Source organism: Nocardia sp. NPDC003345, assembly GCF_053589395.1.
The window spans coordinates 1-26245 of sequence record NZ_JBSFRU010000052.1 but is presented as its reverse complement, the minus strand read 5'-3'; the positions used below and the strand labels follow the sequence as shown (position 1 = coordinate 26245).

General features: G+C 68.8%; 23 protein-coding genes. 15 read left to right on the top strand and 8 right to left on the bottom strand.

The genetic code is table 11. The annotated features are described in order from the left end of the window. The 6 genes from ACWDU1_RS09165 to ACWDU1_RS09140 all read right to left on the bottom strand — a co-directional run. Positions 1-407, bottom strand: a 407-nt coding sequence (locus ACWDU1_RS09165; RefSeq protein WP_449996985.1) for an ABC transporter ATP-binding protein, incomplete at its 3' end; no start/stop codon positions are given. 1 nt (position 408) lies between these two features. Further along, positions 409-1437 carry an ester cyclase gene (locus tag ACWDU1_RS09160; RefSeq protein ID WP_449996984.1) on the bottom strand — a complete coding sequence of 343 codons (1029 nt, stop codon included), beginning with the start codon at positions 1435-1437 and terminating at the stop codon, positions 409-411. Positions 1438-1473: 36 nt separating this feature from the next. Beyond that, positions 1474-2862 carry an ABC transporter substrate-binding protein gene (locus tag ACWDU1_RS09155; RefSeq protein ID WP_449996982.1) on the bottom strand — a complete coding sequence of 463 codons (1389 nt, stop codon included), beginning with the start codon at positions 2860-2862 and terminating at the stop codon, positions 1474-1476. After that, complete coding sequence (locus ACWDU1_RS09150; RefSeq protein ID WP_449996980.1) at positions 2859-3746, bottom strand: carbohydrate ABC transporter permease; 888 nt, start codon at positions 3744-3746, stop codon at positions 2859-2861. Before ACWDU1_RS09150 ends, ACWDU1_RS09155 begins: the two co-directional genes overlap by 4 nt. Next, a complete protein-coding gene (locus ACWDU1_RS09145; protein WP_449996978.1) occupies positions 3743-4663 on the bottom strand; it encodes a carbohydrate ABC transporter permease in 921 nt (306 codons plus the stop codon). The genes ACWDU1_RS09150 and ACWDU1_RS09145 overlap by 4 nt, the downstream gene beginning before the upstream one ends. 367 nt (positions 4664-5030) lie before the next feature. Continuing rightward, on the bottom strand, positions 5031-6035 hold the full coding sequence (locus ACWDU1_RS09140) for a LacI family DNA-binding transcriptional regulator (protein ID WP_449996976.1): 1005 nt from the start codon (positions 6033-6035) through the stop codon (positions 5031-5033). Between the two features lie 347 nt (positions 6036-6382). Here ACWDU1_RS09140 and ACWDU1_RS09135 point away from each other — a divergent pair, with 347 nt between their 5' ends. From ACWDU1_RS09135 to ACWDU1_RS09110, 6 genes are all read left to right on the top strand, one after another. Next, entirely contained in the window at positions 6383-7522 is a 1140-nt protein-coding gene (locus tag ACWDU1_RS09135; protein ID WP_449996974.1) for a cupin domain-containing protein, read from the top strand. Positions 7523-7571: 49 nt separating this feature from the next. After that, on the top strand, positions 7572-8330 hold the full coding sequence (locus ACWDU1_RS09130; RefSeq protein ID WP_449996972.1) for an alpha/beta fold hydrolase: 759 nt from the start codon (positions 7572-7574) through the stop codon (positions 8328-8330). Then, entirely contained in the window at positions 8321-9643 is a 1323-nt protein-coding gene (hisD, locus tag ACWDU1_RS09125) for a histidinol dehydrogenase (protein WP_449996971.1), read from the top strand. The genes ACWDU1_RS09130 and hisD overlap by 10 nt, the downstream gene beginning before the upstream one ends. Beyond that, a complete protein-coding gene (locus tag ACWDU1_RS09120; RefSeq protein ID WP_449996969.1) occupies positions 9640-10434 on the top strand; it encodes an SDR family NAD(P)-dependent oxidoreductase in 795 nt (264 codons plus the stop codon). Before hisD ends, ACWDU1_RS09120 begins: the two co-directional genes overlap by 4 nt. Further along, positions 10434-11180, top strand: a complete 747-nt coding sequence (locus ACWDU1_RS09115) for an HpcH/HpaI aldolase family protein (protein ID WP_449996968.1) — start codon at positions 10434-10436, stop codon at positions 11178-11180. The genes ACWDU1_RS09120 and ACWDU1_RS09115 overlap by 1 nt, the downstream gene beginning before the upstream one ends. 204 nt (positions 11181-11384) lie before the next feature. Beyond that, on the top strand, positions 11385-11918 hold the full coding sequence (locus ACWDU1_RS09110) for a M15 family metallopeptidase (RefSeq protein WP_449996966.1): 534 nt from the start codon (positions 11385-11387) through the stop codon (positions 11916-11918). A gap of 23 nt (positions 11919-11941) precedes the next feature. Here the strand turns inward: ACWDU1_RS09110 and ACWDU1_RS09105 are convergent, their stop codons facing one another. Next, positions 11942-13174 (bottom strand): XRE family transcriptional regulator, encoded by a 1233-nt coding sequence (locus tag ACWDU1_RS09105; protein ID WP_449996964.1) that lies wholly within the window; start codon positions 13172-13174, stop codon positions 11942-11944. Between the two features lie 214 nt (positions 13175-13388). Between ACWDU1_RS09105 and ACWDU1_RS09100 the strand changes: the two genes are divergently transcribed. Continuing rightward, positions 13389-13694 (top strand): hypothetical protein, encoded by a 306-nt coding sequence (locus ACWDU1_RS09100; protein WP_357426573.1) that lies wholly within the window; start codon positions 13389-13391, stop codon positions 13692-13694. A gap of 30 nt (positions 13695-13724) precedes the next feature. Here the strand turns inward: ACWDU1_RS09100 and ACWDU1_RS09095 are convergent, their stop codons facing one another. Then, positions 13725-14612 carry a PAC2 family protein gene (locus tag ACWDU1_RS09095; protein ID WP_449996963.1) on the bottom strand — a complete coding sequence of 296 codons (888 nt, stop codon included), beginning with the start codon at positions 14610-14612 and terminating at the stop codon, positions 13725-13727. 158 nt (positions 14613-14770) lie between these two features. Between ACWDU1_RS09095 and metH the strand changes: the two genes are divergently transcribed. The 8 genes from metH (at position 14771) to hisG (ending at position 26143) form a co-directional block, all read left to right on the top strand. Next, positions 14771-18367 carry a methionine synthase gene (metH, locus tag ACWDU1_RS09090; protein ID WP_449996961.1) on the top strand — a complete coding sequence of 1199 codons (3597 nt, stop codon included), beginning with the start codon at positions 14771-14773 and terminating at the stop codon, positions 18365-18367. A 317-nt stretch (positions 18368-18684) separates the two neighbouring features. Next, positions 18685-20298 carry a serine/threonine-protein kinase gene (locus tag ACWDU1_RS09085; protein ID WP_449996960.1) on the top strand — a complete coding sequence of 538 codons (1614 nt, stop codon included), beginning with the start codon at positions 18685-18687 and terminating at the stop codon, positions 20296-20298. 4 nt (positions 20299-20302) lie between these two features. Then, positions 20303-21016 carry an HAD family hydrolase gene (locus ACWDU1_RS09080; RefSeq protein WP_449996959.1) on the top strand — a complete coding sequence of 238 codons (714 nt, stop codon included), beginning with the start codon at positions 20303-20305 and terminating at the stop codon, positions 21014-21016. A gap of 212 nt (positions 21017-21228) precedes the next feature. Beyond that, positions 21229-22089: a HalD/BesD family halogenase gene (locus tag ACWDU1_RS09075; RefSeq protein WP_449996957.1), complete on the top strand. Its 861-nt coding sequence runs from the start codon at positions 21229-21231 to the stop codon at positions 22087-22089. A gap of 47 nt (positions 22090-22136) precedes the next feature. Next, on the top strand, positions 22137-22958 hold the full coding sequence (locus ACWDU1_RS09070) for a class I SAM-dependent methyltransferase (RefSeq protein ID WP_449996955.1): 822 nt from the start codon (positions 22137-22139) through the stop codon (positions 22956-22958). A 56-nt stretch (positions 22959-23014) separates the two neighbouring features. After that, positions 23015-24829: a choline/carnitine O-acyltransferase gene (locus ACWDU1_RS09065; protein WP_449996954.1), complete on the top strand. Its 1815-nt coding sequence runs from the start codon at positions 23015-23017 to the stop codon at positions 24827-24829. Positions 24830-24990: 161 nt separating this feature from the next. After that, the gene (locus tag ACWDU1_RS09060; protein ID WP_357426558.1) at positions 24991-25254 is read left to right on the top strand and encodes a phosphoribosyl-ATP diphosphatase; all 264 of its coding nucleotides are present in this window, start codon (positions 24991-24993) and stop codon (positions 25252-25254) included. Between the two features lie 37 nt (positions 25255-25291). Continuing rightward, a complete protein-coding gene (hisG, locus tag ACWDU1_RS09055; protein WP_449996953.1) occupies positions 25292-26143 on the top strand; it encodes an ATP phosphoribosyltransferase in 852 nt (283 codons plus the stop codon). Positions 26144-26245: the final 102 nt, after the last annotated feature.

The window sequence follows — 26245 nt, the reverse complement described above, 5'->3', positions numbered from 1 at the left end:
AGTGCCTTGGGTTTGCGGTCGAGGAACCGGGTGAGATCGAGCATATGCGCCGCCTCGGCGACCTTCTGCCGGACGACATCCTTCGGTACGCCCTTGAGTTTCAGCGCGAAACCCATGTTGTCGCCGACCGTCATATGCGGATACAGCGCGTAGGACTGGAACACCATGGCGATATCGCGTTCCTTGGGCGCTACGTTGGTCACATCGCGGTCGCCGATGGAGATCGACCCCTCGTCCACGTCCTCGAGCCCGGCCAGCATCCGCAGCGCGGTGGTCTTGCCCGAGCCCGAAGGCCCGACCAGCACCAGGAATTCGCCGTCGGCGATATCGAGATCGAGAGCGTCCACCGCGGCGGTCTCGGACCCGGAGTAGCGCCGGGTCGCCTTCTCGTAACGGACTTCTGCCATATCAGTGCCTTTCCGAAGGAGAATCGGCCGCCGGCGCGGCGGGTTCGTCGCCGCGGGCGCGGGCGATCTGGGCCAGGGTGGCGAGCTGGTCGTAGACCCGCCATTCCTCGACGATGCGGCCGTCGCGGAGGCGGAATTGCGAAGAGCCGAGGATCTCGACCCGGGAACCGGTGGCGGGCCCGAAAACCGGCAGGCCCGAATACGTACCGGTGAGCCACCAGACGACACCGACCCGGATGCCGCCGTGCGGGGCGGAATCGTTGGCGACGATATCGCGGACCTCGATCCGGGCGTCCGGGAACGGTGCCAGCAGATCCAGCCACGATTCCTGGTAGTTGCGCGGCCGGGTGACGGTGCGGTTGCCGACCGTATGGCAGGTGATATCGCGGGCGATGTAGTCGTCGATGCGCTGGAACATGGCCTGCCCCAAGACGGTGTCGAACATATCCAGCACGAACGCGCATTCGTCGCGATGCGTGCCGGGTCGTGCGCCCGAATCGCCGGCGGCCAGCGGCTGCACCGCCTTCTCTCGGGTGGCCGAACCGGTGAAACCGCGGAAGGCCAGCGTCCGCGCCACCTCGAACGGGTCGAGGCCGAGATCCTGCACCACCGCGAGCTCGTCGCGGATCACCCATTCCTCCTCCATGACGCCGTTGCGGTACAGGCAGTTGGCGATGGTGCGATGCGAGAACCGGCGATGGGTGGGCGGGCCGTAGACGGTGTGCTTGGAATTGGTGCCGCTGCTGAGGATGCGGTGCGAACTCAGGAACGCGTCGTCACCGCGGGCCTCCCACACCACGTCCTCGGCCTGCCCCACCCGATCCGGAAAGGCGCTGATCTTGGCGAGGGTGGAGGCGACCACCGGTTCGACGCCGACACCGGTGCCGTAGGCGCCGTGCACGATGGCGTCCGGGGCGTAGTTCTCCCGGATCAGTCCGACGCCGCGCTGCACCCAGATGCGATCGGTCCATTCGACGATGAACTCCTCCGGATCGGAGTAGGGCAGGAAGGCACTGTCTTTCAGAGTCATGATTTCGGCTTTCGTGGAATCGCGATTCGTGGTCGCTCAGTCGAGTTCGTCGATCCGGCGCGCGGCATCGGTGAGCTGGGCGCGGATATCGGAGCCGTTGGCCATATTGCTGATCGCCACCGCCAGGACGTCCATGATGCGCGGCCAGTCCAGGTCCATCGGGATCGCGCGGGCGGATTGCAACGCCTGGTACTGGATCCCGGGCAGGCCGTTGTTGGCGGCGTTGACCTCGGGATCGAGCATGTTCGAATCGTGCATGGTGATACCGGTGTCGGTCGCCGGTGACGATTTGTCCAGTGCGATGGCGCGTTCGGTGGAGGCGTGGGTCAGCCACTTCACGTACTCCCAGGCCGCGCCCTGATTGTCCGAGGTGTTCATGACCCCGGACAGCCAGGTGTAGGCGTAGCTGTGCGGATCGTGCCCCGGGAAGGCCGGCATCGGTGCCACGCCCACGTTTCCGGCGAGTTCGGGAGCCGCCTTCGTCGGGTTCACGAAATCCTCCAGATGCCAGGACCAGGTGAACACCGTGGCGGCATCGCCGTTCTGGAAGGCCTTGGTGGATTCCAGTTCGCCCCAGTTCGACGATTCCGGCGGGCTGTAACCGGCCTGGAACGATTCCAGGTATTTCTCGGTCGCAGCCACTCCGGCCGGAGTGTCGAACGCCGGTTTCCCGTCCGCGTCGAGAAGTTCCGCGCCGTTGCTCCACAGCATGGACAACCAGGTGTTCAGGTTCTGTCCGTTACGCCGGTTGAACTGGCCGGCCAGCGGATACTCGGGCGTCGACTTCTTGATCGTCTCCAGCTGGCGGTAGTACTCGTCCCAGGTCGTGGGCGGTTTCAGGCCGAGCTTCGCGTAGATGTCCTTGCGGTAGAACAGGTTGTAGGAGAAACCGCGGATCGGCATACCGTAGGTCTGCCCGGGTTCCCCGGCACCGGCGGCCTCCTTGAAGGGACCGGAGAAATCGTCCATGGTCACGCTGTGCGCGGCCATGACCTCGGTCAGCGGCTGCACGCCGATCTTCAGCGACGGGCCCCAGGCGTCCGGCCAGATCAGCGCGTCGTAGGTGCCGCCGCCGATGGCGCTCTCCGCCACGATCTTCTGCAGATAGGCCGCATACGGGATATTCGACCACTCCACCTCGATCCCGGTGCGCTCGGTGAACTCCGCGGTGCGCTGGTGCAGGGCGGCGAACTGCGGCACGGTCGCGCAGCAGGTGAGCAGGCGGATGGTGGTGCCGTCGTAGGGTTTGCCCTCGAGCAGGCCGTCCGCGCCGACCGGTGCGTCCGCGACCTGGTCCATCAGGCTCTTGGTCTCCGGTGCGCCGGTGCAGCCGCCGGCCAGTACCGCGACGGCCGTCGCGAATGCCAGGGCGAGAACGCCGCGTCTGCGCCGGGTCCTGCCGGGTCGTCCGGAAAGAAGCCTCACTTGACTGCTCCTAGGGTCATGCCCTGCGCGAAATGCTTACGCACCAGCGTCGCCAGGACGATCATGGGCACCATCACCAGCAGGCCGGCCGCTGCCATCTGCCCCCACAGCACGCCGTCGGGCTGGTCCAGCGTCATCAGCGAGACGGGCAGGGTGACCGCGTTGCTGCGTGCCAGGAAGGTCGGGAAGAGAAACTCGTTCCATGCCAGCAGGAACGAGAACACGACACCCACGAAGATCCCGGGCGCGGCCAGCGGGGTCACCACCCGCCACAGCAGGGTGAGCTGACCGCAGCCGTCGAGCCGGCCGGCCTCCTCGATCTCGATGGGCAGGCCGTCGACGAAGCCCTTGAGCAACCAGGTGTTGTAGGGCACCACGATGGCGAGGTTGGTGACGATCAGCGCGAGGTGGGTGTCGAGCAGGCCCAGGTCGCGGTACATGGTGAGGAAGGGCAGGGCGATCGCGACGCCGGGGATGAACTGGGTCGCGACGATCCCCAGCAGGATCGGTTTGGCGCCGGGGAACTTGTAGCGGGAGAAACCGTAGGCGGCCAGCATCGACAGCGGGACCGCGATCACCGTGGTCACCACGGCGACGATCACGCTGTTCCACATCGGATGCACCAGATCGTTCTGGCCGCCGACGATCGCCCGGAAGTTGTCCAGCGACGGCCGGAACAGCACCGACGTCGAGAAGACCTCCTGATCCGGTTTGAACGCGGTGAGCGTCAGCCACAGGATCGGGAACATCACGAAGAACAGGATCAGCAGGGTGCCCGCCGCGCGCAGCAGGCTCCCGGCCCGGTGGAGTGGAGAAGGCGCGTGCCGGTTGGTCCGCCGGGCGGCCGGCGCGGCCGTGGTGACGGCGTCGAGTGTGTCGGTCATTTCTGCTCCTGCCGACCCATGAGGATCAGATAGCCGGTGGCGAGCACGCCCAGAACGATGACGAGGATCCACGAGACCGCGGAGGCGTAGCCGATATCGAGGAAGGTGAAGCCCTGCTCGTAGGCGAAGAAGTTCAGGGTTTCGGTGGCCCGGCCGGGACCGCCGCCGGTGGTGGTGACGACCTGGTCGAACATCTTCACCGACCACACCGCTTTGAGGAACACCACGATCAGGATGAGCGGGCGCAGCAGCGGGAACTTGATCCGCCAGAACTCCTGCCACGGGTTGGCGCCGTCGACGCGGGCGGCATCGCGGATCTCCGGTGAGATCGAGCCGAGCCCGCCCAGGAACATCAGCGCGATGAGTGGAGCCCAGCCCCAGATCTCGCTGAGGGTGACCACGACCAGCGCCCAGAACGGTTCACCCAGCCAGTTGATATCGCGGGTGAACGGCAGCAGGGTGTCGAGCATATTGTCGTAGACGCCGTAGTCGGGGTTGAACATGAAGCGCCAGGAGTAGCCCTTGAGCGCGGGCGCGATGGCGAACGGCAGGATCAGCAGGGCCTTGGTGAGGCCGTTGAGCCAGGTCGCCTTGTTCAGGATCAGGGCCATCACCAGGCCCAGGCCGACCGACAGCGCCACCGACATGACGGTGAACAGCAGCGTCACCCAGACGGCGTTGTGGAAGGTGTCGTCGGTGAGGGCCTTCGTGTACTGGTCCAGGCCGACGAACTGCTGGGGTTCGCGGGTCTCGTTCACCCGCCAGTGCCGGAAGCTGTTCACCAGGGCGACGCCGAGCGGGTAGATCGTGGTGAGCACGATGGCCACCAGGGCGGGGGCGAGGTGGGCGTAGGGGACACCGATCCGGCGCCAGGCGGAATGGCCGCGGCGCGCCGGGCGCTCGGTGGTGGCCGTCACCGGCGGGCCCGGAGCCGAGGTGGGCAGGAGGCGGGGGTGCCGGGCCGGGCGGCGGACTCGGCCCGATGCGGGCTGCTCGGCTTCACTCTGAACTCCTTCGGATTGTGATCCCACCGGACGGGGGAGAGGGAGGCGAGGCGGCGAGATGTAACGCGGCTCTCAATGTCCGGTGAGTGTATGCGTATGTATTCCAGAATGACAAGAGGGTGCTTCGGATCGGCATGAGCGTTTTACGAAGCGGTCATCTCGGGCGTGTCATTCGATTATGTGCAGGTGGGACCACTCATCGCGGGCTGCGCGCCCACCTCGAGCGGGCATCCGGCCGGAAATGATACGTATGCACAGGGCGTTTCGGCCCCGGCTGCCTTCAGGACGCGGGCCCGGCGACCGTCGCCCGTTCGACCAGCTGCGGGGTCATGACGACCCGCTGTGGCCGGCCTTCGCCGTTCTTGTTCTCCAGCCGCTCGACGAGCAGGCGCGCGGCGGCCGCGGCCATCGCGTCGAGGTCGTGGCCGACCGTCGTCAGGCGGAACGCCTCCCATTCGGCCATCGGGATATTGTCGAAACCGATCAGGCTGAGGTCCCCGGGAATGCTAACGCCCCTGGCCAGGGCCGCGTTGAGCGCCCCGATCGCCACCACATCGTTACCGCAGAACACCGCCGTGGGGCGGGGGTCGGCGTCGAGGAGTTCGAGCATCGCGCGATAGCCGGTCTCGAATTCGAAGGGGCCGTGGCGGGTGAAACCGCCGGGCAGGGCGATACCGGATTCGGCGAGCGCGGCCCGGAACCCGAGTTCCCGATCGCGGCCGGTGCTGGTGGTGCCGGGGCCGAAGATGCCGGCGATCCGCCGGTGGCCCGCGTCGGTGAGATGCGCGGCCGCCAGCCGGCCGCCGAGCTCGTTGTCCACCACCGCGGCGTCGGCGGTGTGTGGGGAGCTCTCGCGATTGAGGAAGACGAAGGGTAGCCGGCGGCGCTGCAGTTCACCGGGCAGCAGGGAGTCGAGATTGCTGGTCAGCAGGACCGCGCCGTCGATGGAACCGTCCACCAGCTGTTCCAGCGGGACCTGGTTGTCCGACCGTTCGGTGAACACCATCATCCGGTAGGAGTGCTGCTCGAGTTCGTCGTGCAGCGGGCCGAGCAGATGTGGGTAGAACGGGTTGGTGAGATCGCTGACCACGATGCCGATCCGCTTGGTCCGGCGGGTGACCAGGCTGCGCCCGGCCTCGCTGGGGACGTAACCCAGGGCCTCGACGGCCTCCTGGACCCGGGCGCGGGTTTCCGCGGCGACCCGGGGATCGCCGCGCAGGGCGCGCGAGACGGTCGGCTGCGAGACGCCCGCCAATCGTGCGACGTCGCGGCTCGTGATCGGCATGGATCCCCCTGGTCGGGTGTGCGCTCGCCGGGCGGCGGCCACCACCGGAACCGTTCCGGTGGTGTGAATACGAATCGTAGTGGATTTCCCGGCCGGCTCCACCTGCTGCGGTTCGTGGGTCGGCGCGGGCCGGTGGATTCGGCGAATGGCCCGGTCGGTCGGGTGAATCGGGGTGTGGACGAGGGTTCGACGGGGTGCGCCGTTGACATCAAGTCCCAGTTCCGGCACGATGCATACGTATGAATTCCAGCGTCCGGGACGGCGTCGGTGCCGTGCCCGATCGCCGCCCATCGTGGATACGCCGCCCGCCCGCCGCGGCCGCGGCGCCCGTCGCCAGAGAGGGTCAGATGTCTTCCGAAGTCACCGTCACCGCCGCGGACCTCGACCGGTACACCATCCGGCGCAGCGACTTCGTGTCCTGCAACCAGGCGTTCATCGATTGCCGGACGCCCGGTTCGGACCGCAAGGAGAACTACTCGATGATCGGGCGCGGCGTGAGCCAGAGCGCCGGTCAGGTGGTCAACGTGCGCGAACCGCACGGGTTCCAGATCGGCGCCGCCGCGATGCCCAACGGGGTCACCAACAATCTGCACCTGCACTTCACCGCCGAGGTCTTCCTCTGCTTCCGCGGTGAATACCTGCTGCGCTGGGGCGCCCGGGGCGAGCAGGGCGAACTGGTGTTGCGCGAGGGTGAGATCGCCTCCATTCCCACCTGGATCTTCCGCGGGTTCACCAATATCGGCCCCGACGACGGCATCCTGTTCACCGCACTCGGCATGGACGATACCGGCGGCATCATCTGGGGGCCGTCGGTCCTCGAGGACGCCAAGGGGCACGGTCTGTACCTCACCGCGGACAACAAGCTCATCGACACCGTCGCCGGGGACGAGGTCCCGGAGGGTGTCGAACTGACCGAACCCATCAGCGACGAACAGATCGCCGCACTGCGGCCCTTCACCGTCGAGCAGATGCAGGCACGGATCGCGACCCCGGAGAACATCCAGTGGTCGCGGCGCGCCCTGCTCGACTCCGCCCTGCCCGGCGGCGGGGTGGAACTCGGCCTGGTGATCGGCTACGGCATGACCGAGGATGTCGCCCAGGAACCGCGGATCCACAACCCCCACGGCCACAACATCGCCTGGCTGCGCGCCGAACCGGGTACCGGGGTGTCCGCGCACCGCCACTCCGAGCGGCAGGTGCTGATGGTCAAGGACGGCGAATGGGAGGTCACCGTCAACCGGGGAGTCGACGCCCGCACGGTTCGGCTCGGTCCCTGGGACATGTTGTCGGTCCCGGCCGGCGCCTACCGGTCCATCCGGAACGCGGGCGAGGCGACCGCGCTGCTGCTGGTGGTCAACAGTGGGGACGGCCGGGTCCGGCTGACCTGGGACGACGAAGTGGTCAAGGCCGCGGCCGACGCCGGTGACGCGCTCGATCACAACGGCTACCTCGCGCCGTACGCGCTGGTGCCGCGCCGGAGGCGCTGAAATGAGCGGAGCCGGAGGCGCTGAAATGAGCGGAGCCGGAGGCGCTGACATGAACGGAGCCGGAGGCGCGGGGATGCCGGGCGATATTCCCGTCGTTTTCGTGCCCGGGATGCTGTGTGACGCCCGGCTGTGGGACGGCGTCGATCCCGGCCGCGGGTACCGTGCCGTGCACGCCGCGATCGACGCGCCGTCCATCTCCGGTATGGCCGACCAGGTGCTCGACGCCGTGGACGGCCCGTTCGTCCTGGCCGGGCTGAGCCTGGGGGCGATCGCGGGCTTCGAGGTACTGCGCCGCGCGCCGGAACGGATTCTCGGGTTCTGCGCGATATCGACGAACCCGCACGCGCCGACCGCCACCCAGTACCGCTCCTGGCACGATATGGTGTTCCGGACCACGCGTGGTGAATTCGAAACCGTGGTGCGCGAGGTCATCGCACCCACCATGTTCGCCGACCGGCCCGGCACCGCGGCGCTGGTGCCGGACTTCGTCGCGATGGCGCTGCGGATCGGGCCCGCCCGCTTCCAGGCCCAGTTGCGTGCCCAGGCGGACCGGTTCGACTCGGTGCCGTTCCTCGGCGCCGTCCACTGCCCGGCGCTCGTCGTCTCCGCCGACGACGACGCTCTCTGCCCCCGCGAATACCACCGCACCATCGCCGGCGCGATCGAAGGTTCCCGCTTCGAGACGATCGCCGGCGCCGGTCATCTGTGCACCCGGGAAGTGCCGCACCGAATTTCCGAACTTCTGGGTGACTGGCTGCCCGCCGTCGCCCGGTACCGAAGCACCGCACAGGAGTCGATATGCCCGTAGTTCTGAAGAAGCCGGTCCCCGCGGAGGTGGTCCGGCAGGATCGCACCGAGGTCGGCGAACGTGTCACCGCGATCCTCGAAGACATCCGGATCGGCGGCGATGCCGCCGTGCGCAAGTACTCCGAGCAGTTCGACAAGTGGAGCCCGGAATCATTCCGGCTCTCGCTCCCGCAGATCGAGGAGATCATCGCCTCGCTGCCCGCCCAGGTCGTCGAGGACATCGAGTTCGTGCAGCGGCAGGTGCGGACCTTCGCGCAGCACCAGCGGGATTCGCTCACCGATTTCGAGGTCGAGACCCTGCCGGGAGTCCATCTGGGACAGAAGCACATCCCGATCAACCGGATCGGCGCGTACGTTCCCGGCGGCCGCTACCCGCTGACCGCGTCGGCCCATATGACCATCGTGACCGCGAAGGTCGCCGGGGTGCCCAGCGTGGCCGCCTGCACCCCGCCCATCCGCGGGGAGATCCCCGCCGCCACCGTCGCGGCCATGCATCTGGCCGGCGCCGACGAGATCTACCTGCTGGGCGGGGTGCAGGCCATCGGGGCGCTGGCCCGCGGCACCGAGACCATCGACCGGGTCGATCTGCTCGCCGGTCCCGGTAACGCCTATGTCGCCGAGGCCAAACGGCAGTTGTTCGGCGAGGTGGGGATCGACCTGTTCGCGGGCCCGACGGAGATCCTGGTGATCGCCGACGACGAGGCCGATCCGTTCGTGGTCGCGGTGGATCTGCTGTCCCAGGCCGAGCACGGGCCCGATTCCCCGGCCGTGCTCATCACGACCTCGGAGAGCGTGGGCCGGCGGGTCATCGACCATATCGAGAAGTTGCTGCCGGAGATGCCGACGGCCGATTTCGCCGCGCCCGCCTGGCGCGACCACGGTGAGATCATCGTGGTCGACTCCCTGGACGAGGCCTACGCGCTCGCCGACACCTATGCGAGCGAGCACGTCGAGGTGCTCACCCGCGAACCGCGCGTGGCGCTCGAGAAGATGACGAACTACGGCGGGCTGTTCCTCGGTGAGGGCACCTGTGTTTCCTACGGCGACAAGGTGATCGGGACCAATCACGTCCTGCCGACCCGTGGCTCCGCGCGCTATACCGGTGGTCTGTGGGTGGGGAAGTACCTCAAGACGGTCACCTACTCCGAGGTCGTCGACCGGACGTCGAGTGCGCAACTGGGCGAGGTGTGCGGGCGGGCCGCCCGGGTCGAATTGTTCGAGGGGCATGCGCGCTCCGGTGATGTACGGGCCGCGAAGTACGCCGGCGCGGCACTGCCGTGGGCGTCGGACGTATACGCCGGGGTGGACGCGTGAGCGACGCGGTGAGCGGGCCGGGGTGCACCGGTGATTCCGTCTCCGGACGCACTGCGCTGGTGACCGGCGGCGGTAGCGGCCTCGGCGCGGCTATCGCCGACGCGCTGGCCCGAGCCGGGGCGCGGGTGATCGCGGTCGGGCGGGACCGGGAGAAACTGGACCGGGTCGCGGCCCGCCGTCCCGGCGCGATCCGCGCCGCGGTATGCGATGTCGCCTCGCCCGAATCGGTTGCCGCTCTCGCCGCCGAACTGGCCGACGAGGAGGTATCGATCCTGGTCAACAATGCGGGTGTACCGGGACCGGTCGCTCCGCTGACCGAGATCGCCCCGGACGAATGGGACGATGTGTTCGCGGTCAACGTTCGCGGTGTCTACCTGTTGTGCCGGGCGTTCCTGCCGGCGATGGTGGCGGCGGGCCGAGGCGACGTCATCAACCTCGCCTCGGTTTCCGGGAAGCGTCCGCTCGCCCGCCGCACTCCGTACTGCGCCTCCAAGATGGCGGTGATCGGGCTGACCACCACCCTGGCGGCCGAGGTCGGGCCGCTGGGCGTGAATGTGAACTCGCTGTCGCCGGGACCGGTGGACAGCGCCCGGATGCACCGCAATTTCCGGCTCGAGGCCGAGCGCACCGGTACCAGCTACGAGGAAGCGGAACAGGCGTTCGTCTCCCGCGCCGCGCTCGGGCGGATGGTCACCGAGGACGAGGTGGCCCGCGCCGTGCTCGCGATGCTGGCCATGCCCGGGCTCTGCGCCGCCGATATCGACCTGTCGGCCGGAATGGTCGCGCGCTGATGCCGTCGGTGAAACGGCGCCTGGCCGCCGGGGAGCGGCTGCTCGGGGCCTTGGTCCGGATGCCGGCCGAGGAACTGGTCGAGATGGTGGGGGTGGCGGGTTTCGACTATGTCCTGATCGACTGCGAACACGGTCCCGCCGATCTGATCCCGCTGCGGCAGCATATCGCCGCCGCGCAGGTGTACGGGATGGAAGTACTGGTGCGAGTGGGCCAGAACGAGCCCGCCCTCATCCAGCGTGTACTCGATCACGGGGCAACCGGGGTGGTCGTCCCGCATGTGGACGACGCGGCGCAGGCGGCGGCCGCGGTGCACGCCGCGCGCTATCCACCGGTGGGCGACCGCGGGTTCGCGACCTATGGCCGGGCGGGTCGCTACGGGACCACCGCCGCGGCCGAGCATCTCGCGGCCGACGCCCGGGACACCCTCGTCATCGCCATGGTCGAATCCACCGCGGGCTGCCGCAATACCGCCGGGATCGTCGCGGTACCCGGAATCGACGGGGTCATGGTCGGCCCGGCCGATCTCGCGGTATCCATGGGCGCGACGGGCCCGGCCGACCCCGCCGTGCTGACCGAGGTGGAGAAAGTCCACGTGACGGTCGCCGGTCACGGGCGGGTCCGGCTGGAGATCGTCTCGACCGAAGAGCGGGCGGCCGCCGCCTTCGACGCCGGTGCGGGTCTGGTGGTGATCAATCTCAGCCATGTGCTGATGCAGACGTTCGGGCGGTTGCGCGCGGTCCGCTGACCGCTGGGCATGCCCGCGGTGCGGGGTGGCACCCGGGGGTGGGTACCTGCGTGTCTGCGTTCGCGGTCGCCGTGCCGCGCCGCGAACGACTGCTCGAACCGAGTCGCCCGATAGGTGACGGAGACGCCACTGCGGGATCACGTTTATGCAGCTCAGGATAGATTTCGGTACAGGCCGGAGGGCGGCGCCGATAGGATCGGCGCCATGATCGACTCCCTGCGCGTCCTCCCTCGACGTCTCGGTGTGACCGGCGCGATCGTGGCCGCGGCGGCGATCGGGACGGTGCCGGTCGCCGCACCCGGTGCCGCGGCGCCCGCGCAGGCCTTTCCCATGCCGCCGCTCACGGAGGTGGCGGCGGCGGGCACCGAGGGCCTCGATCCGCTGCTGGCCCTGGCCTACACCATGGCCGAGCAGGAGGCCCACGCGCAGGGGGTGCCGATGTCGATCAATTCCGGCTACCGCTCGCCCGAGGAGCAGCGGGTCATGTGGGAGGACGGGCTGCGCACCTACGGAACGCCGGAGGAGACCCGGCGCTGGGTGCTACCCCCGGAGGAATCGACCCACGTCACCGGTAAGGCCGTCGATATCGCTCCGCGTGAGGGAGCGGCCTGGCTGGAGACGAACGGCAACCGCTGGGGTCTGTGCCGGACCTTCGACAACGAGTGGTGGCATTTCGAGCTGGTGGCCCTGCCCGGCGCCGCGTGCCCGCCCCGGATTCCCGACGCCGCCCATCGCTGAGACGCGGGCGGTGCCGGGGGCGCTCAGACTCCGGACAGTGAGCGCAGCTCTTCGAGGTATTCCCGGGTGCGCGGGTCGCCGGGGAAATGGGTCACCAGTTCCTGCGCCACCTCGCTGCCGATGCACAGCAGCGAGGGCAGCGACCGCCGTTTGGCGCCGAAGGCCCGCAAGCCCTCGGCCACGGCCTGTTCCACATCGCGGGCGCGAGCGGCCACCATGGCCAGGGTGAGATGAGCCTCGGCGACCCGCATCGGGTTGCGGACGGTGCCGTCGAGGGTGGTGGAATCGGCCAGTACCGCCCGGGCGAAATGCTCGGCCTGCGCGTCGTCGCCGACCACCCGGCAGCAATCCATGGCGTAGAAATCGAACTTCTGCGGGTCCACCACGAAATGGTTCTCCAGGTCCTCGGGGTGGCCGAGGCGTTCCATCAGCAGCCGCCCCTCGGTGAGCGCGGTCTCGACGGCATCGCGATCACCCAGCCGGGCCCACGCTTTCGCGCGCTGTGCGGCCAGCTGCACCCCGACCCCGCTGGCGGCGCATTCCGGCGGTACCGCCTCGGCCGCCTGGATCACCCCGCGATGGTTGCCCTGGGTGAGCGCGAACCAGGCCGCCAACTCCGAACTCCAGCCGATGATCTCGGCATGTCCGGCCTCCTGGCCCAGCGACCGGGCGGCCCGCCGGGTGGCCTCGGCGCCGCTGCGCCGGCCCAGGTCGTAGTCCAGGCAGCCCAGCAGCAGGGCGACCCAGCCCGCCAGTTCCAGCACCTCCTTGTGCTGGGCCAGGGTGAGCCGGCTGTCGAGCAGGGCGGCGATCCGGCGCAGCCAGCCGGAGGCCTCGTGATGGAGCGCGTGCGCGTCGGTGGAGGAGTAGTCGCAGCACAGCCGTTGAGCGGTGATCCGGACGGCGTCGAGGGTGGCGGCCGAAACATCGGACATCCGTAGCCGTCCCATGAACTCGAGCGTGTCCATCCCGGTGGCGGTGAGCAATTCGTCGTCACGGCTGGGACGGGCCTTGGGGAAGAACGCGGCGGCGACGGAGTCGAAGGCGGAGGCGATGAGCGGCGCGTAGAACTCGTCGGGACGGGATTCGCCCGATTCCCAACGGCGCCAATTCCGTAGCAGGGTGCTGTCGGTCGGCAGGTTGTGGGACGATTTGGCGCGTAGCGCGCGTACGGCATCCGCTTGTGACCACCCACGCGCATCGCGTTCCGAGCGCATCCGGACGGCCCACAGCGGACGATCTTCAGCAGCAGTCACGCCGCCAGTATTGCACCAGCAAACTCCCGGTGGACCGTATAGGGCATCCAGATGTCCCCCGCATGACCTCTTTTGCCCTTGTCGGCATTCGGTCATCCTCGAATCGAACCGGCTGCTTGCCGGTTCAAGCAACACCCCCGCGAATGCGGGGAGGAGATCCCGGAGCAGGAAATGGTTCCCCGCCCCCGTGTGGGGAAGGATTCAGGAGGTTCGGGTGGAAGCGTTGGTATACGGGTATTTACGCGACGATCTGGCCGCGGGCGACGGTGACGATATGGAGGCCGCGCTACGCGACCTGGCCGATGCCCAAGGACTGTGTTTCGCCGCGACCTTCCATGAATCACATGCGGGCGACGGCACAGCGTTCGCAGAACTGACCCGGGAACTCCTGCGAGCGGATGCCCACCATGTGGTGGTTCCCTCGCTCGATCACCTCACCGGCCAGACGATTCCTCGCGAGTTGCTCATCGCGAAACTGGCCAGTGACGCCGCCGCCCGTATCTGGTCGGTGGCCGGCTGAACCGAGGACCCGGCGGCTCGGCGTTCCCCCTCAGCGACCGAAGCCGCCGGGTCCTCGTCTGCGCAGATACTTCTCGAACTCGGCCGCGATGGCATCCCCGTCGATCTTGGCCATGGCCTCGTTCACATCGATCGCGGCGTCGCCGCGCTCTTCGAGCGACCGCACGTACTCGGCGATCTCCTCGTCGGCGACGGTCATCTCGTTCACCGTCGATTCCCATTCCTCGGCCTGCTGCGGCAGTTCGCGCATCGGCACCTCGATATCGAGAACCTCCTCGACCCGGTGCAGCAGCGCGATGGTCGCCTTCGGGTTGGGCGGCTGCGAGACGTAGTGCGGGACCGCCGCCCAGAACGACACCGCCGGGATACCGGCCTTCACGCATTCGTCCTGCAGTACCCCGGTGATCCCGGTGGGGCCCTCGTAACGGGTCTGCTCGAGGTCGAACCGTTCGGCGGCCTCTTTGCTGTAGGCCGAACCGGTCACCGGCACCGGGCGGGTGTGCGGGGTATCGGCCAGCAACGCCCCCAGGATGACCACCGTCTGCACACCGAGCTGATCGATGAACTCCAGCAGATCCGCGCAGAATCGCCGCCACCGCATATTCGGTTCGATACCGCGCAGCAGCACCACATCGCGATCGCTGCCGGGCGGGGAGCACACCGACAGCGTGGTCGCCGGCCAGACGATCTCCCGGGTGACACCCTCCACCTGCCGCACCATCGGGCGGTTGACCTGGTAGTCGTAGTAGTCCTCGGAATCGAGCTCGGCCAGCGGCCGCGCATCCCAGATCAACTCCAGATGCTCCACCGCACCGCTGGCGGCGTCACCGGCGTCGTTCCAGCCCTCGAAGGCGGCAACGAGCACCGGGTCGCGCAGTGCGGGCATTTCCCGATCCACCGGAGATTCACTCGAGCTCACCCCTGCCAGCCTACGGGGCGGGTGGCAACCGGCGCGCAGTATCGGTACCGTCGCGCCTGTCGCAAGGGCCCCGGTGAGGTGGGCAGTCGCTGTGGCCGCCCGCACAGGGGGTCCGGCGGGGCGACGGCGTCGTGGGGCCGCCCACTACTCTGGAATCCATGTCTGCCTCCCGCTCCGCCGAGTTCGACACCACGCTGCTCGATACCCTGAGCCGGCGTGTCGTGATCGGCGACGGCGCCATGGGCACCATGTTGCAGGCCGTGGATCTCACGCTCGACGATTTCCGTGGCCTGGAGGGGTGCAACGAGATCCTCAACGACACCCGTCCCGAGGTGTTGCGGCATATCCACCGGGCCTATTTCGAGGCCGGTGCCGACGCCGTGGAAACCAACACCTTCGGCTGCAACCTGCCCAATCTCGCCGATTACGATATCGCCGACCGCATCCGTGACCTCTCGGAGAAGGGCACCCGGCTGGCCCGGGAGGTCGCCGACGAGATGGGCCCGGGTGCCGACGGCGTGCCGCGCTACGTCCTGGGTTCGATGGGGCCGGGTACCAAACTCCCCACCCTCGGCCACGCGCCCTACGTCAGCCTGCGCGATGCCTATACCGAGGCCGCGCTGGGCATGCTCGACGGCGGCGCCGATGCCGTGCTCATCGAGACCTGCCAGGACCTGCTGCAGGTGAAGGCCGCGATCAACGGCACCCGGACGGCGATGGAGCGCGCCGGGCGGCGGATTCCGATCATCACCCACGTCACCGTGGAGACCACCGGCACCATGCTGGTGGGCAGTGAGATCGGCGCGGCCCTGACCGCGCTCGAACCGCTGGGTATCGACCTGATCGGCCTCAACTGCGCCACCGGCCCGGACGAGATGAGCGAACACCTGCGCTACCTCTCCCAGCACGCCCGGATCCCGGTGTCGGTGATGCCGAACGCGGGCCTGCCGGTGCTGGGCGCCAACGGGGCGGAATATCCGCTCACCCCCGAAGAGCTGGCCGCCGCGTTGCGCGGGTTCGTCGCGGACTACGGCCTGGCCCTGGTCGGCGGCTGCTGCGGCACCACCCCGGAACATATCCGCCAGGTCGCCGAGGCCGTGCGCGAGGTGGAGACCGGCCTCGCACCGGTCGGGCAGCGCCGTACGCCCGAACCCGAGCCGAGCGTATCCAGTATGTATACGGCGGTGCCGTTCCGGCAGGACGCCAGCGTGCTGATGATCGGCGAACGCACCAACGCCAACGGATCGAAGGCGTTCCGCGAGGCGATGCTCGCCCAGGACTGGTCGAAATGCCTCGATATCGCCAAGGACCAGACCCGCGACGGCGCCCATGTGCTCGATCTGTGCGTCGACTACGTGGGCCGCGACGGCACCGCCGATATGTCGGAACTGGCGTCGCGCCTGGCCACCGCCTCCACCCTGCCCATCATGCTCGACTCCACCGAGACGCCGGTACTGCGTGCCGGGCTGGAACACCTCGGCGGGCGCTGCGCGGTGAACTCGGTGAACTACGAGGACGGCGACGGCCCCGATTCACGCTTCCAGCAGACCATGGGCCTGGTCGCCGAACACGGCGCCGCGGTGGTCGCGCTCACCATCGACGAGGAGGGGCAGGCCCGGACCGCCGAGCACAAGGTCGCCATCGCCGAACGGCTGATCGCCGATATCACCGGCAACTGGGGTCTGGATGTCGGCAGCATCATCATCGACACCCTCACCTTCACCCTCGGCACCGGGCAGGAGGAGTCGCGCCGCGACGGCCTGGAGACCATCGAGGCCATCCGGGAACTCAAACGCCGGCATCCCGGGGTGCAGACCACACTGGGCCTGTCCAATATCTCCTTCGGCCTCAATCCGGCCGCCCGCCAGGTGCTGAACTCGGTCTTCATGCACGAATGCGTGCAGGCCGGGCTGGACAGTGCCATCGTGCACGCCTCGAAGATCCTGCCCATCAGCCGTATTCCGGACGAACAGCGCGAGACCGCGCTGGACCTGGTCTATGACCGCCGCCGCGAGGGCTACGACCCGCTGCAGAAACTGATGCAGCTGTTCGAGGGCGTGTCGGCCGCCGATTCCCGCGCCTCCCGCGCCGACGAACTGGCGGCGCTGCCGCTGTTCGAGCGGCTGGAGCGGCGCATCGTCGACGGCGAGCGCAACGGGATGGATACCGATCTGGACGAAGCCATGGGGCAGGTGCCGCCGCTGCGGATCATCAACGAGACCCTGCTGTCGGGGATGAAGACCGTGGGTGAGCTGTTCGGCTCCGGTCAGATGCAGCTGCCGTTCGTGCTGCAGTCGGCCGAGGTGATGAAAGCCGCCGTCGCCCATCTGGAACCGCATATGGAGGCCACCGACGACAGCGGTAAAGGTCGCGTCGTGCTGGCCACGGTCAAGGGCGACGTGCACGACATCGGCAAGAACCTGGTGGACATCATCCTGTCCAACAACGGCTACGAGGTCGTGAACCTCGGTATCAAACAGCCCATCGCGACCATCCTCGACGCCGCGCTGGACAAGAAGGCCGATGTGATCGGGATGTCCGGGCTGCTGGTGAAGTCCACCGTGGTGATGAAGGAGAACCTGGAGGAGCTGAACACCCGCGGGATGGCCGATCAGTTCCCGGTACTGCTGGGTGGCGCCGCGCTCACCCGCTCCTACGTGGAGAACGATCTCACCGAGGTCTACGAGGGTGATGTGCACTACGCACGCGACGCGTTCGAGGGCCTGCGCCTGATGGACGAGATCATGGCCCGCAAACGCGGCGAGGGCCCCGATCCCGACAGCCCGGAGGCGGTCGCGGCCCGGCAGAAGGCCGCCGAACGCAAGGCCCGCCACGAACGCTCGCAGCGCATCGCCGAACAGCGGCGCGCCGCCGAGACCCCGGTGGTGGTACCGGAGCGGTCGGACGTGGCCGCCGACGTGCCGGTTCCGGTGCCGCCGTTCTGGGGCACCCGGGTGATCAAGGGCCTGCCGGTGCACGAATACTCCGGCCTGCTCGATGAGCGGGCACTGTTCCTGGGGCAGTGGGGGCTGCGCGGACAACGCGGCGGCGAGGGACCCTCCTACGAGGAACTGGTGGAATCCGACGGCCGGCCCCGGTTGCGGGCCTGGCTGGACCGGCTGAGCACCGAAGGCGTCCTGCAGCACGCGGCGGTGGTGTACGGCTACTTCCCGGCGGTCTCCGAGGGCGACGACGTGCTGGTGCTCACCGAACCGGAACCCGATGCGCCGGTACGGTATCGCTTCACCTTCCCGCGGCAGCAGCGCGATCGTTTCCTGTGCGTCGCGGACTTCCTGCGGTCACACGAGCGCGCCCGGGAAACCGGGCAGGTGGATGTACTGCCGTTCCAGCTGGTGACCATGGGACAGCCGATCGCCGATTTCGCGAACGAGTTGTTCGCCGCGGACAACTACCGCGACTATCTGGAGGTACACGGGATCGGGGTGCAGCTCACCGAGGCGCTCGCCGAGTACTGGCACCGCCGGATCCGGGAGGAACTCACCCTCGACGGGCACGCCATCGCCGAATCCGATCCGGCGGAGGTCGCCGAGTACTTCAAACTCGGGTATCGCGGGGCGCGCTACTCGTTCGGTTACGGCGCCTGCCCGGACCTGGAGGACCGCGCGAAACTGGTGGACCTGCTCGACGCCGGACGGCTCGGGGTGACCCTGTCCGAGGAACTGCAGCTGCACCCCGAGCAGTCGACCGACGCGTTCGTGCTGTTGCATCCGGAGGCGAAATACTTCAGTGTCTGAGCCGGGCTAAACCCGGGGCCGGTGTGATTGTGATCACCAGTTGATCGCGCCGGTCACCGGGTACTGCCCTTCAGATGCGATATACGCAGGTGGTAGGGGTTCCGCGGGTTCGGCAATCGCGCACTGCCCGCACGGGTTCCGGGTACCGCAGCGTAGGATTTCCGGGAATTTCCGCCGAGGTTCCCACCGAACCAGAAATCCGGACGACGCGGTCCGGAGACCGGTGGCGCCGGACCGGAGCGGAGCCGTAGGCAGCCGCCTGTGAACGCGCGGAGTGCTGGACGACTCGGCGGCGAGCAGAAGGGCCACGACAACACATGACCAAGGATCGGCTGATCGCTGGACGGTACCGGCTCACGGATCCCATCGGCACCGGTGCGATGGGTGTCGTGTGGCGCGCGCTCGATATCCGGTTGCAGCGCACCGTCGCGGTCAAACAGGTGCTGCTCGGCCCGAATCTGACCGAGCAGCAGACCGCCGAGGCCCGGAAGCGCGCGCTGCGTGAGGGCCGCATCGCCGCCCGTCTGCACCACCCCAACGCCATCTCCGTCTTCGATGTCGCGGACGAGGACGGACAACCCTGGCTCGTCATGGAATACATGAACGCGCCCAGCCTGGCCAGCCGTCTGAACCTCGACGGCACCATGGGCCCGCTCGAGGTGGCGCGGATCGGCGCCCAGGCGGCCGCGGCGCTGGCCGCGGCCCATGACGCCGGAATCGTGCACCGGGACGTGAAACCGGCGAACCTGCTGGTCGGCGACGACGGTACGGTGAAGATCACCGATTTCGGAATCTCGCGCGCCACCGGGGATGTGACCGTCACCGCCACCGGTTTCCTCGCCGGCACCCCCGCCTATCTGGCCCCCGAGGTCGCGCGCGGGGAAGAACCGAAATCGGCTTCCGACGTCTTCGCGCTGGGTTCGACCCTCTATCACGCCCATACCGGCCGTCCGCCGTTCGGCGACGGCGACAACCCGCTGGCGGTACTGCACGCGGTCGCCGGCGGCCGGGTGGAGCCGCCCGCCGACGCGGGCGCACTGGGCCCGGTGCTGATGCGGCTGCTGGAGACCGAGCCCGAGACCCGGCCGACGATGGACGAGGCCCGCGTCATGCTCGAGGACGTGGCCGCGGGGCGCGCACCGCAACCCGCCGCCGCGCCGGCTCCGGCGCCGTCGTCGGCCACCAAGGTCCTGCCGACGGGCTACGCGGCCGCCGCACCGGACACCGGCCGGCCCGCCGATGCCGCCGGTTCGCCCGCCCGGGCCGCCGCTCCGGCGCCGGCCGCCCCCGCGTTCCGCACCCCGTCCGCCGCGCCCGTTCCGGGCGGTGGCGTCCCGCCTGCCACCCCGGTCCCGCCGCGGGTACCACCGCCGGCCGGGTCCCGCGGTTCGGGCAACCGGACGAAGCTCGCGATCCTGGCGGGTGCGGCCGCCCTGATCCTGGTAGTGGTGGTCGGTCTGGTGCTGGCCAATGGGGGTGGGGAACCGAACGGGCCGGCGGCCGGCGATCCGGAGACCAGCCAGGCCCTCGCGCCGGCGGTCACCGGCACCACGGAACGCGACGCCGGAACCACCCGTCCGCAACCCACGACAACGACGACCACGACCACCGAATCCGGCCCGCCCACCCCGGCCCGGATGGAGCAGTCCGTCCGCGGATACTACGGTCTGCTGCCCGGAAACCCGTCGGCGGCGTGGGCCCAGCTCACCCCGGGCTATCAGGCCTCCACGGGCGGCTTCTCCGATTACTCGGCCTTCTGGTCGACCATCGGCGGGGTGAGTATCGGTTCGGTCCGGCCTTCGAGCAACGACAGTGTCGTCGCTACGGTCACCTACACCATGCGGGACGGGTCGACGCAGTCGGAGAACCGCTCCTTCCAGATGGTTCCCGGCAACGGGCAGTTGCTGATCAACGCCTCTCAGGTGGTGTGAGCGGATGCGCCGGCTCGCCGGAGTTCTCTGGGATATGGACGGCACCCTGCTCGATTCGGAGAAGCTGTGGGATATCGGCGTTCACGAACTGGCCCGGGAACTGGGCCGGGAGATGACGCAGGAGATCCGGCACGCGCTCATCGGAGCCTCCGGGGCGAACGCGCTGCGGATCATGTTCACCGAACTCGGCGTCGATCCGGAGCCCGCGGCCGTGCGGGCGGCGGGGGAGTTCCTGGAACGGCGGGTCACCGAGCTCATGACCGGGCCGATCCCGTGGCGGCCGGGTGCGGCGGCGGCACTGGATATGGTGCGTGCGACCGGGCTGCCCTGCGCGCTGGTGACCAATACCAAACGGTCGCTCACCGAACTGGCGCTCGACACCCTGGGCCGGCACCGGTTCGACGTCTCGGTCTGCGGTGACGAGGTACCGCACGGGAAACCCGATCCCGGCGTCTATCTGCGGGCGGCACGACTGCTCGGTGTGGACCCCGGCGACTGCGTGGCCGTCGAGGATTCCGCGACCGGGGTCGCGGCCGCCGCGGCGGCCGGCTGCGGGGTGCTGGTGGTGCCGTGTGAGATTCCGGTGCCCGAGCATCCGGCCCGGGTGCACCGGGACGGTCTGGACGGGCTGACCCGGGCCGAACTCGACGCCGTGCTGGCGGCGGCCGGACGTGCGGCCGGGGACGGCGCGGTGGCCGTGGAGCGCGCACACGGGTGATTCCCGGGGCGCCGGCACTGGGGACGGCGCAGGGGTAACGCCGAAACATCCGATCATGGGGTGTATTTCGGGTCGGGGTCGGTGGAGATCGACAATCCGGACGCCCGAATGCTGTTGCGAATCAATAAAACCGATCGGTCCGTGACCGGATTCACCAGTGGAGTACCGCATTCTCCGGGCGTGTCGCAGACAGCTCCGATAACAATGTCGTCATGGCCGCCACGGTGACCTTGGACGAGATCGTCGATACCTCCCGCTACCCGATCGCCGACCCCGGCGCGCCCGCGCGCCGCGACGCGGTCGCGGCGGCCCGCGCGGATCTGGCCGAGGACGGCTGCACCGTCCTGCGCGAATTCATCCGGCCGGAGCTACATGCCCTGCTCGGGGCCCAGGGCGAGGCGATGGCACCGCACGCCTACTACCGCACCGAACGGGTCAACGCCTACAACATCCCGCTGGACACCGAACTGCCCGCGGATCATCCGGGCCGGATCATCTTCGAACGGGGTAACGCCTTCGTGCCCCGCGACCGGATACCGGCCGACGCGCTGATCCACCGGCTCTATACCGATGCCGCGTTCCAGCGTTTCCTCTCCGACTGCTTCGGACACGAGCAGCTACACGAATTCGCCGACCCGCTGGCCGGTCTCGTGCTCAATGTGGTCGCTCCCGGAAACTCCCATCCCTGGCATTTCGATACCAACGAATTCACCGTCAGCATGCTGACGGCGAGCCCGGAATCCGGCGGCGTCTTCGAGTACTGCCCGGGGATCCGCTCACCGCATACCGAGAATCTCGCGGACGTGCACGCGGTCCTCACCGGGACCGGCGACCGTCTCGTACGGCGGCTGGAACTGCGCCCCGGCGATCTGCAGTTGTTCCAGGGCCGGTTCTCACTGCACCGGGTATCGCCCGTGCGCGGCGAGACCCCCCGGCATACGGCGATCTTCGCCTACAGCGACCGGCCCGGTGTCATCGGCACCGTGGAACGCACCCGCCAGCTCTTCGGGCGGGTGCTCCCGGAACACCTCGCGGCGGCCGACGCCGTCCGGGGTGACCGGCTACTCGATTGACCGGAGATCCGATCGAGTAGGTACAGCGCGACCGAGAGGAACACAGCGTGCCCGTGCCGTTGCACACCACCGGGAAAGCATCCTTCGACGATATCTACACGAGACCGGACCCCCGCGACTACTACGCGCGGATGTCGGAGCTGGACTACCGCATCCCCGAGCTCGCGAAACCGCATCTGCGCGCGCAGATCACCGAATACCGGCGCACCACCGGAACGGCACCGGCGGTGCTCGATATCGGCTGCTCCTACGGCGTGAACGCGGCACTGCTGCGGCTGGACACCACCCTGGCCGACCTCACCGGGTCCTATGCCGGGTCGGCGGCCACCACCCAGGATCTGATCGACCGTGACCGCGCGCGCCTGGCCGGCGCGGACGCGCTGCCCGGAGTGCGTTTCCTCGGTATGGACGCCTCGGCGCCGGCGCTGGAATACGCGCGGGCCGCGGGACTTCTCGACGGGGTCGTGCACGCCGACCTCGAGGCCACCGATCCCAGCGACGAACAACGCGAGATCCTGGCCTCGGCCGACCTGGTGATCTCCACCGGCTGTATCGGCTATGTGACCGAGAAGACGATCGCCCGGATCGCCACCGCGCACCCCGAGCGCCGGCCGTGGATGGCCCACTTCGTACTGCGCATGTATGGTTTCGCGACAATCGAGGCGGAACTCGAGGCCCTCGGCTACCGCACCGAACGGCTGCCCGGCGAGTTCGCCCAGCGCCGATTCGCGTCGGACGCCGAACGCGAGCAGGTGCTCGATACGCTGGCCACCCAGGGCATCGCGACCACCGGCCTCGAGGACGAGGGCCGGCTGTATGCGAATCTCTATGTTTCCCGGCCGCTTTCGGCACCCCGTCCCACCGTGTGACCGCGCCGGGCCCTGACCGACCACCGAGTGAGAACGACCGAACCGGAGAGACCGACTTGACCGAACCCACCTTCGCCGCCGAAGACACCCTGCCCAGGGTGCCACTGCCGACCCTGGAGGACAGCGGTGCGCGTTTCCTCGAATGGTGCGCACCACTGCTGACCGCCGCGGAAATGGCCACGACCGAAGCGGCCGTCGCCGACCTGCTGCGGCCCGGCGGCGCCGGGCAGGTGCTGAACCAGGCCCTGCGCGAATACGACGAGACCCCCGGGGTGGGCAGCTGGCTGGACCAGTTCTGGCCCTCGCGGTACCTCGGCCGGCGGGACCGGATCGCGCTGAACGCCAACTTCTTCTTCCTGTTCCGGGACGACACCGCGCTCGCGGCATCCACCGCGGCCGACCAGGCGGAGCGTGGCGCGGCCCTCATCGCGGCGGCCGTCGACTACAAGGTGGCACTCGATCAGGAGCTCGTCCCGCCGGTCACCCAGCGGGGACAGCAACTGTCCATGTGGCAGAACAAATACCTGTTCTCCGAAACCCGCATCCCGGGAATCGACCAGGACACCGTGCGGGTGCCCTACACCGACGACTGGCCGGGTCCGTCGACCGCCCGCCACATCCTGGTCCTGCATCGCGGCAATATCTTCCGGATGGACGTACTCGGCCCGGACGGCACCCCCTATGCCTTCGAGGATCTGCGGGGCGGCCTGTGCGCGATCCTCAAATCGGCGACCGAACCGGCTCCCGCCGGGACCGGCGTGGGACATCTGACCACGGCCGCCCGCGCCGACTGGGCCCGTGCCCGCGCCGAACTGCTGGCCGATCCGGAGAACGCGGCCACCCTCGATACCGTCGAAACCGCGCTGTTCTGCGTCTGCCTCGAGGATTTCACCCCGCGCGACGAACAGCACGCCTCCGATACCCTGCTGCACGGCGACAGTGCCAACCGGTGGTTCGACAAATCGGTATCGTTCATCGTCTTCGCCGACGGTCAGGCCGGTATCAACGTCGAACACTGCGGGCTGGACGGCACCACCATCCTGTCCTTCGTCGACACCCTGCTGGAAACCCCGGTCGCCGACCACGCCCGGCGCTCGGGTGCCCGCGGGCAGGGCCTGCCACCGACCGAACAGCTCGAGTTCCGGCTCGATGCCGGGCAGCGGGCCGCGGTCGTGGCGGCGGGCGAGGCATTCGCGCGGTACGCCGCGGACAACGCCACGCTCACCGTGTCGTTCGAGGATTTCGGCACCACGCGCGCCAAACAGCTCGGCATCTCACCGGACGCCTTCGCCCAGCTGAGCTACCAGCTCGCGCACCGGCGCAGCAAAGGCCTCACCGGCGCCACCTACGAATCCATCGCCACCCGGCAATACCGCAACGGCCGCACCGAGGCCATGCGCGTGGTGACCCCGGAGATGGTCACGTTCGCCGACACCATGTGCGACCCGGCCGCCGGCGACGCGGCCAAACTGGCGGCGGCCCGTGCGGCCGCCGGCGCGCATGTGGCGCGGGCCAAACAGTGCCAGACGGGCCAGGCGCCCGAACAGCACCTGTGGGAACTCGAATGGATCCAGCGGCGGCGCGGCGCCGAACTGGGCGTCACCGATCCCATCCCGCTGTACTCCAGCCCGGGCTGGACGATCATGCGTGACGACTATCTGAGCACCAGCTCGGCGCCGTCGGTGAACATCCGGTACTTCGGGTTCGGCTCCACCAGCCCGAAGTGCATCGGCGTCGCCTACGTGCTGCTGCCCGACCGGTGGAACCTCTATCTGGCCACCCCGACGGCCGTGGCCGACGAGATGCACGCCTTCGCCGGCCACCTGCGCACCGCGGTCGCCGAACTGGAGGCGCTGCTCTCCGAGGCCTGACCCCTTCCCGCGTTCGCCGCCCGGGTGGGCACCATGACAGGTGGTACCCACCCGGCGGAGTCGTGCCGGAATGATCGGGTCCGACAAGGCCCCGCCCCCGACGCCCCGACCCGCGACGCCGGAGGCGGCGCCATGAACACGGTCTGAAACAATGACCGTCCGTGAAGACTTTCGAGGCCCTGTTCGCCGAGCTCCAGGATCGCGCTGCCACCCGACCCGAAGGGTCGGGCACCGTCGCCGCACTGGACGCGGGCGTCCATACCCAGGGCAAGAAGGTGCTGGAGGAGGCCGGTGAGGTGTGGCTGGCCGCCGAACACGAAGGCGACGACGCGCTCGCCGAGGAGATCTCCCAGCTGCTGTACTGGGTGCAGGTGCTGATGGTGGGCCGCGGGCTGCGGCTGGAGGACGTCTACCGACATCTGTAGACGCCCCGACCGTTTCCCGACTCCGAAAGGACCAACCATGCTGCGCGTCGCAGTTCCCAACAAGGGCGCACTCTCCGAATCCGCGACCGCCATCCTCACCGAGGCCGGCTATCGCAAACGCACCGACTCCCGCGATCTGACCGTGCTGGACCCGGCCAACCAGGTGGAATTCTTCTTTCTGCGGCCCAAGGACATCGCCATCTACGTCGGCTCCGGCGAACTCGACCTCGGAATCACCGGCCGCGACCTCGCCCTGGACTCCGGGGCCCCCGTCCAGGAACGGCTCTCGCTCGGATTCGGCGGCTCCACCTTCCGCTACGCCGCACCACAGGGCCAGGACTGGAAGGTGGAAGATCTGCAGGACAAGCGGATCGCGACCTCCTACCCGAACCTGGTACTCGCCGACCTGTCCCGGCGCGGTATCCAGGCCGAGGTCATCCGCCTCGACGGAGCCGTGGAGATCTCCATCCAGCTCGGCGTGGCCGACGCCATCGCCGATGTGGTCGGCTCCGGCCGGACCCTGCGCCAGCACAACCTCGTCGCGTTCGGGGAGTCGCTCTGCGATTCCGAGGCGGTGCTGATCGAACAATCCGACTCCGACCAGCGCGACCGCTCCCGTAACCAGCTGATAGCCAGGGTCAAGGGCGTGGTGTTCGCTCAGCAGTACCTGATGCTGGACTACGACTGCCCCAAGAGCCTGCTGGACGCCGCGGCGAAGCTCACGCCCGGACTCGAGTCACCGACCGTGGCGCCGCTGGCCGACCCGGACTGGGTCGCGGTCCGGGCGCTGGTGCCCCGGCGCAAGGGCAACGAGCTGATGGACCGGCTGGCCGATCTCGGCGCCCGCGCCATCCTCGCCACCGACATCAGATCCTGCAGGGCTTTTTGATTTGGCGCCGACTTCGTCGGCGCGGGGTTTCGGCCCCCTTGTGCGTCGCCTTTCAGCCCTCGAGACTCGCGGCTGCGCCGCCTCGCTTCGAGGGCTGAAAGG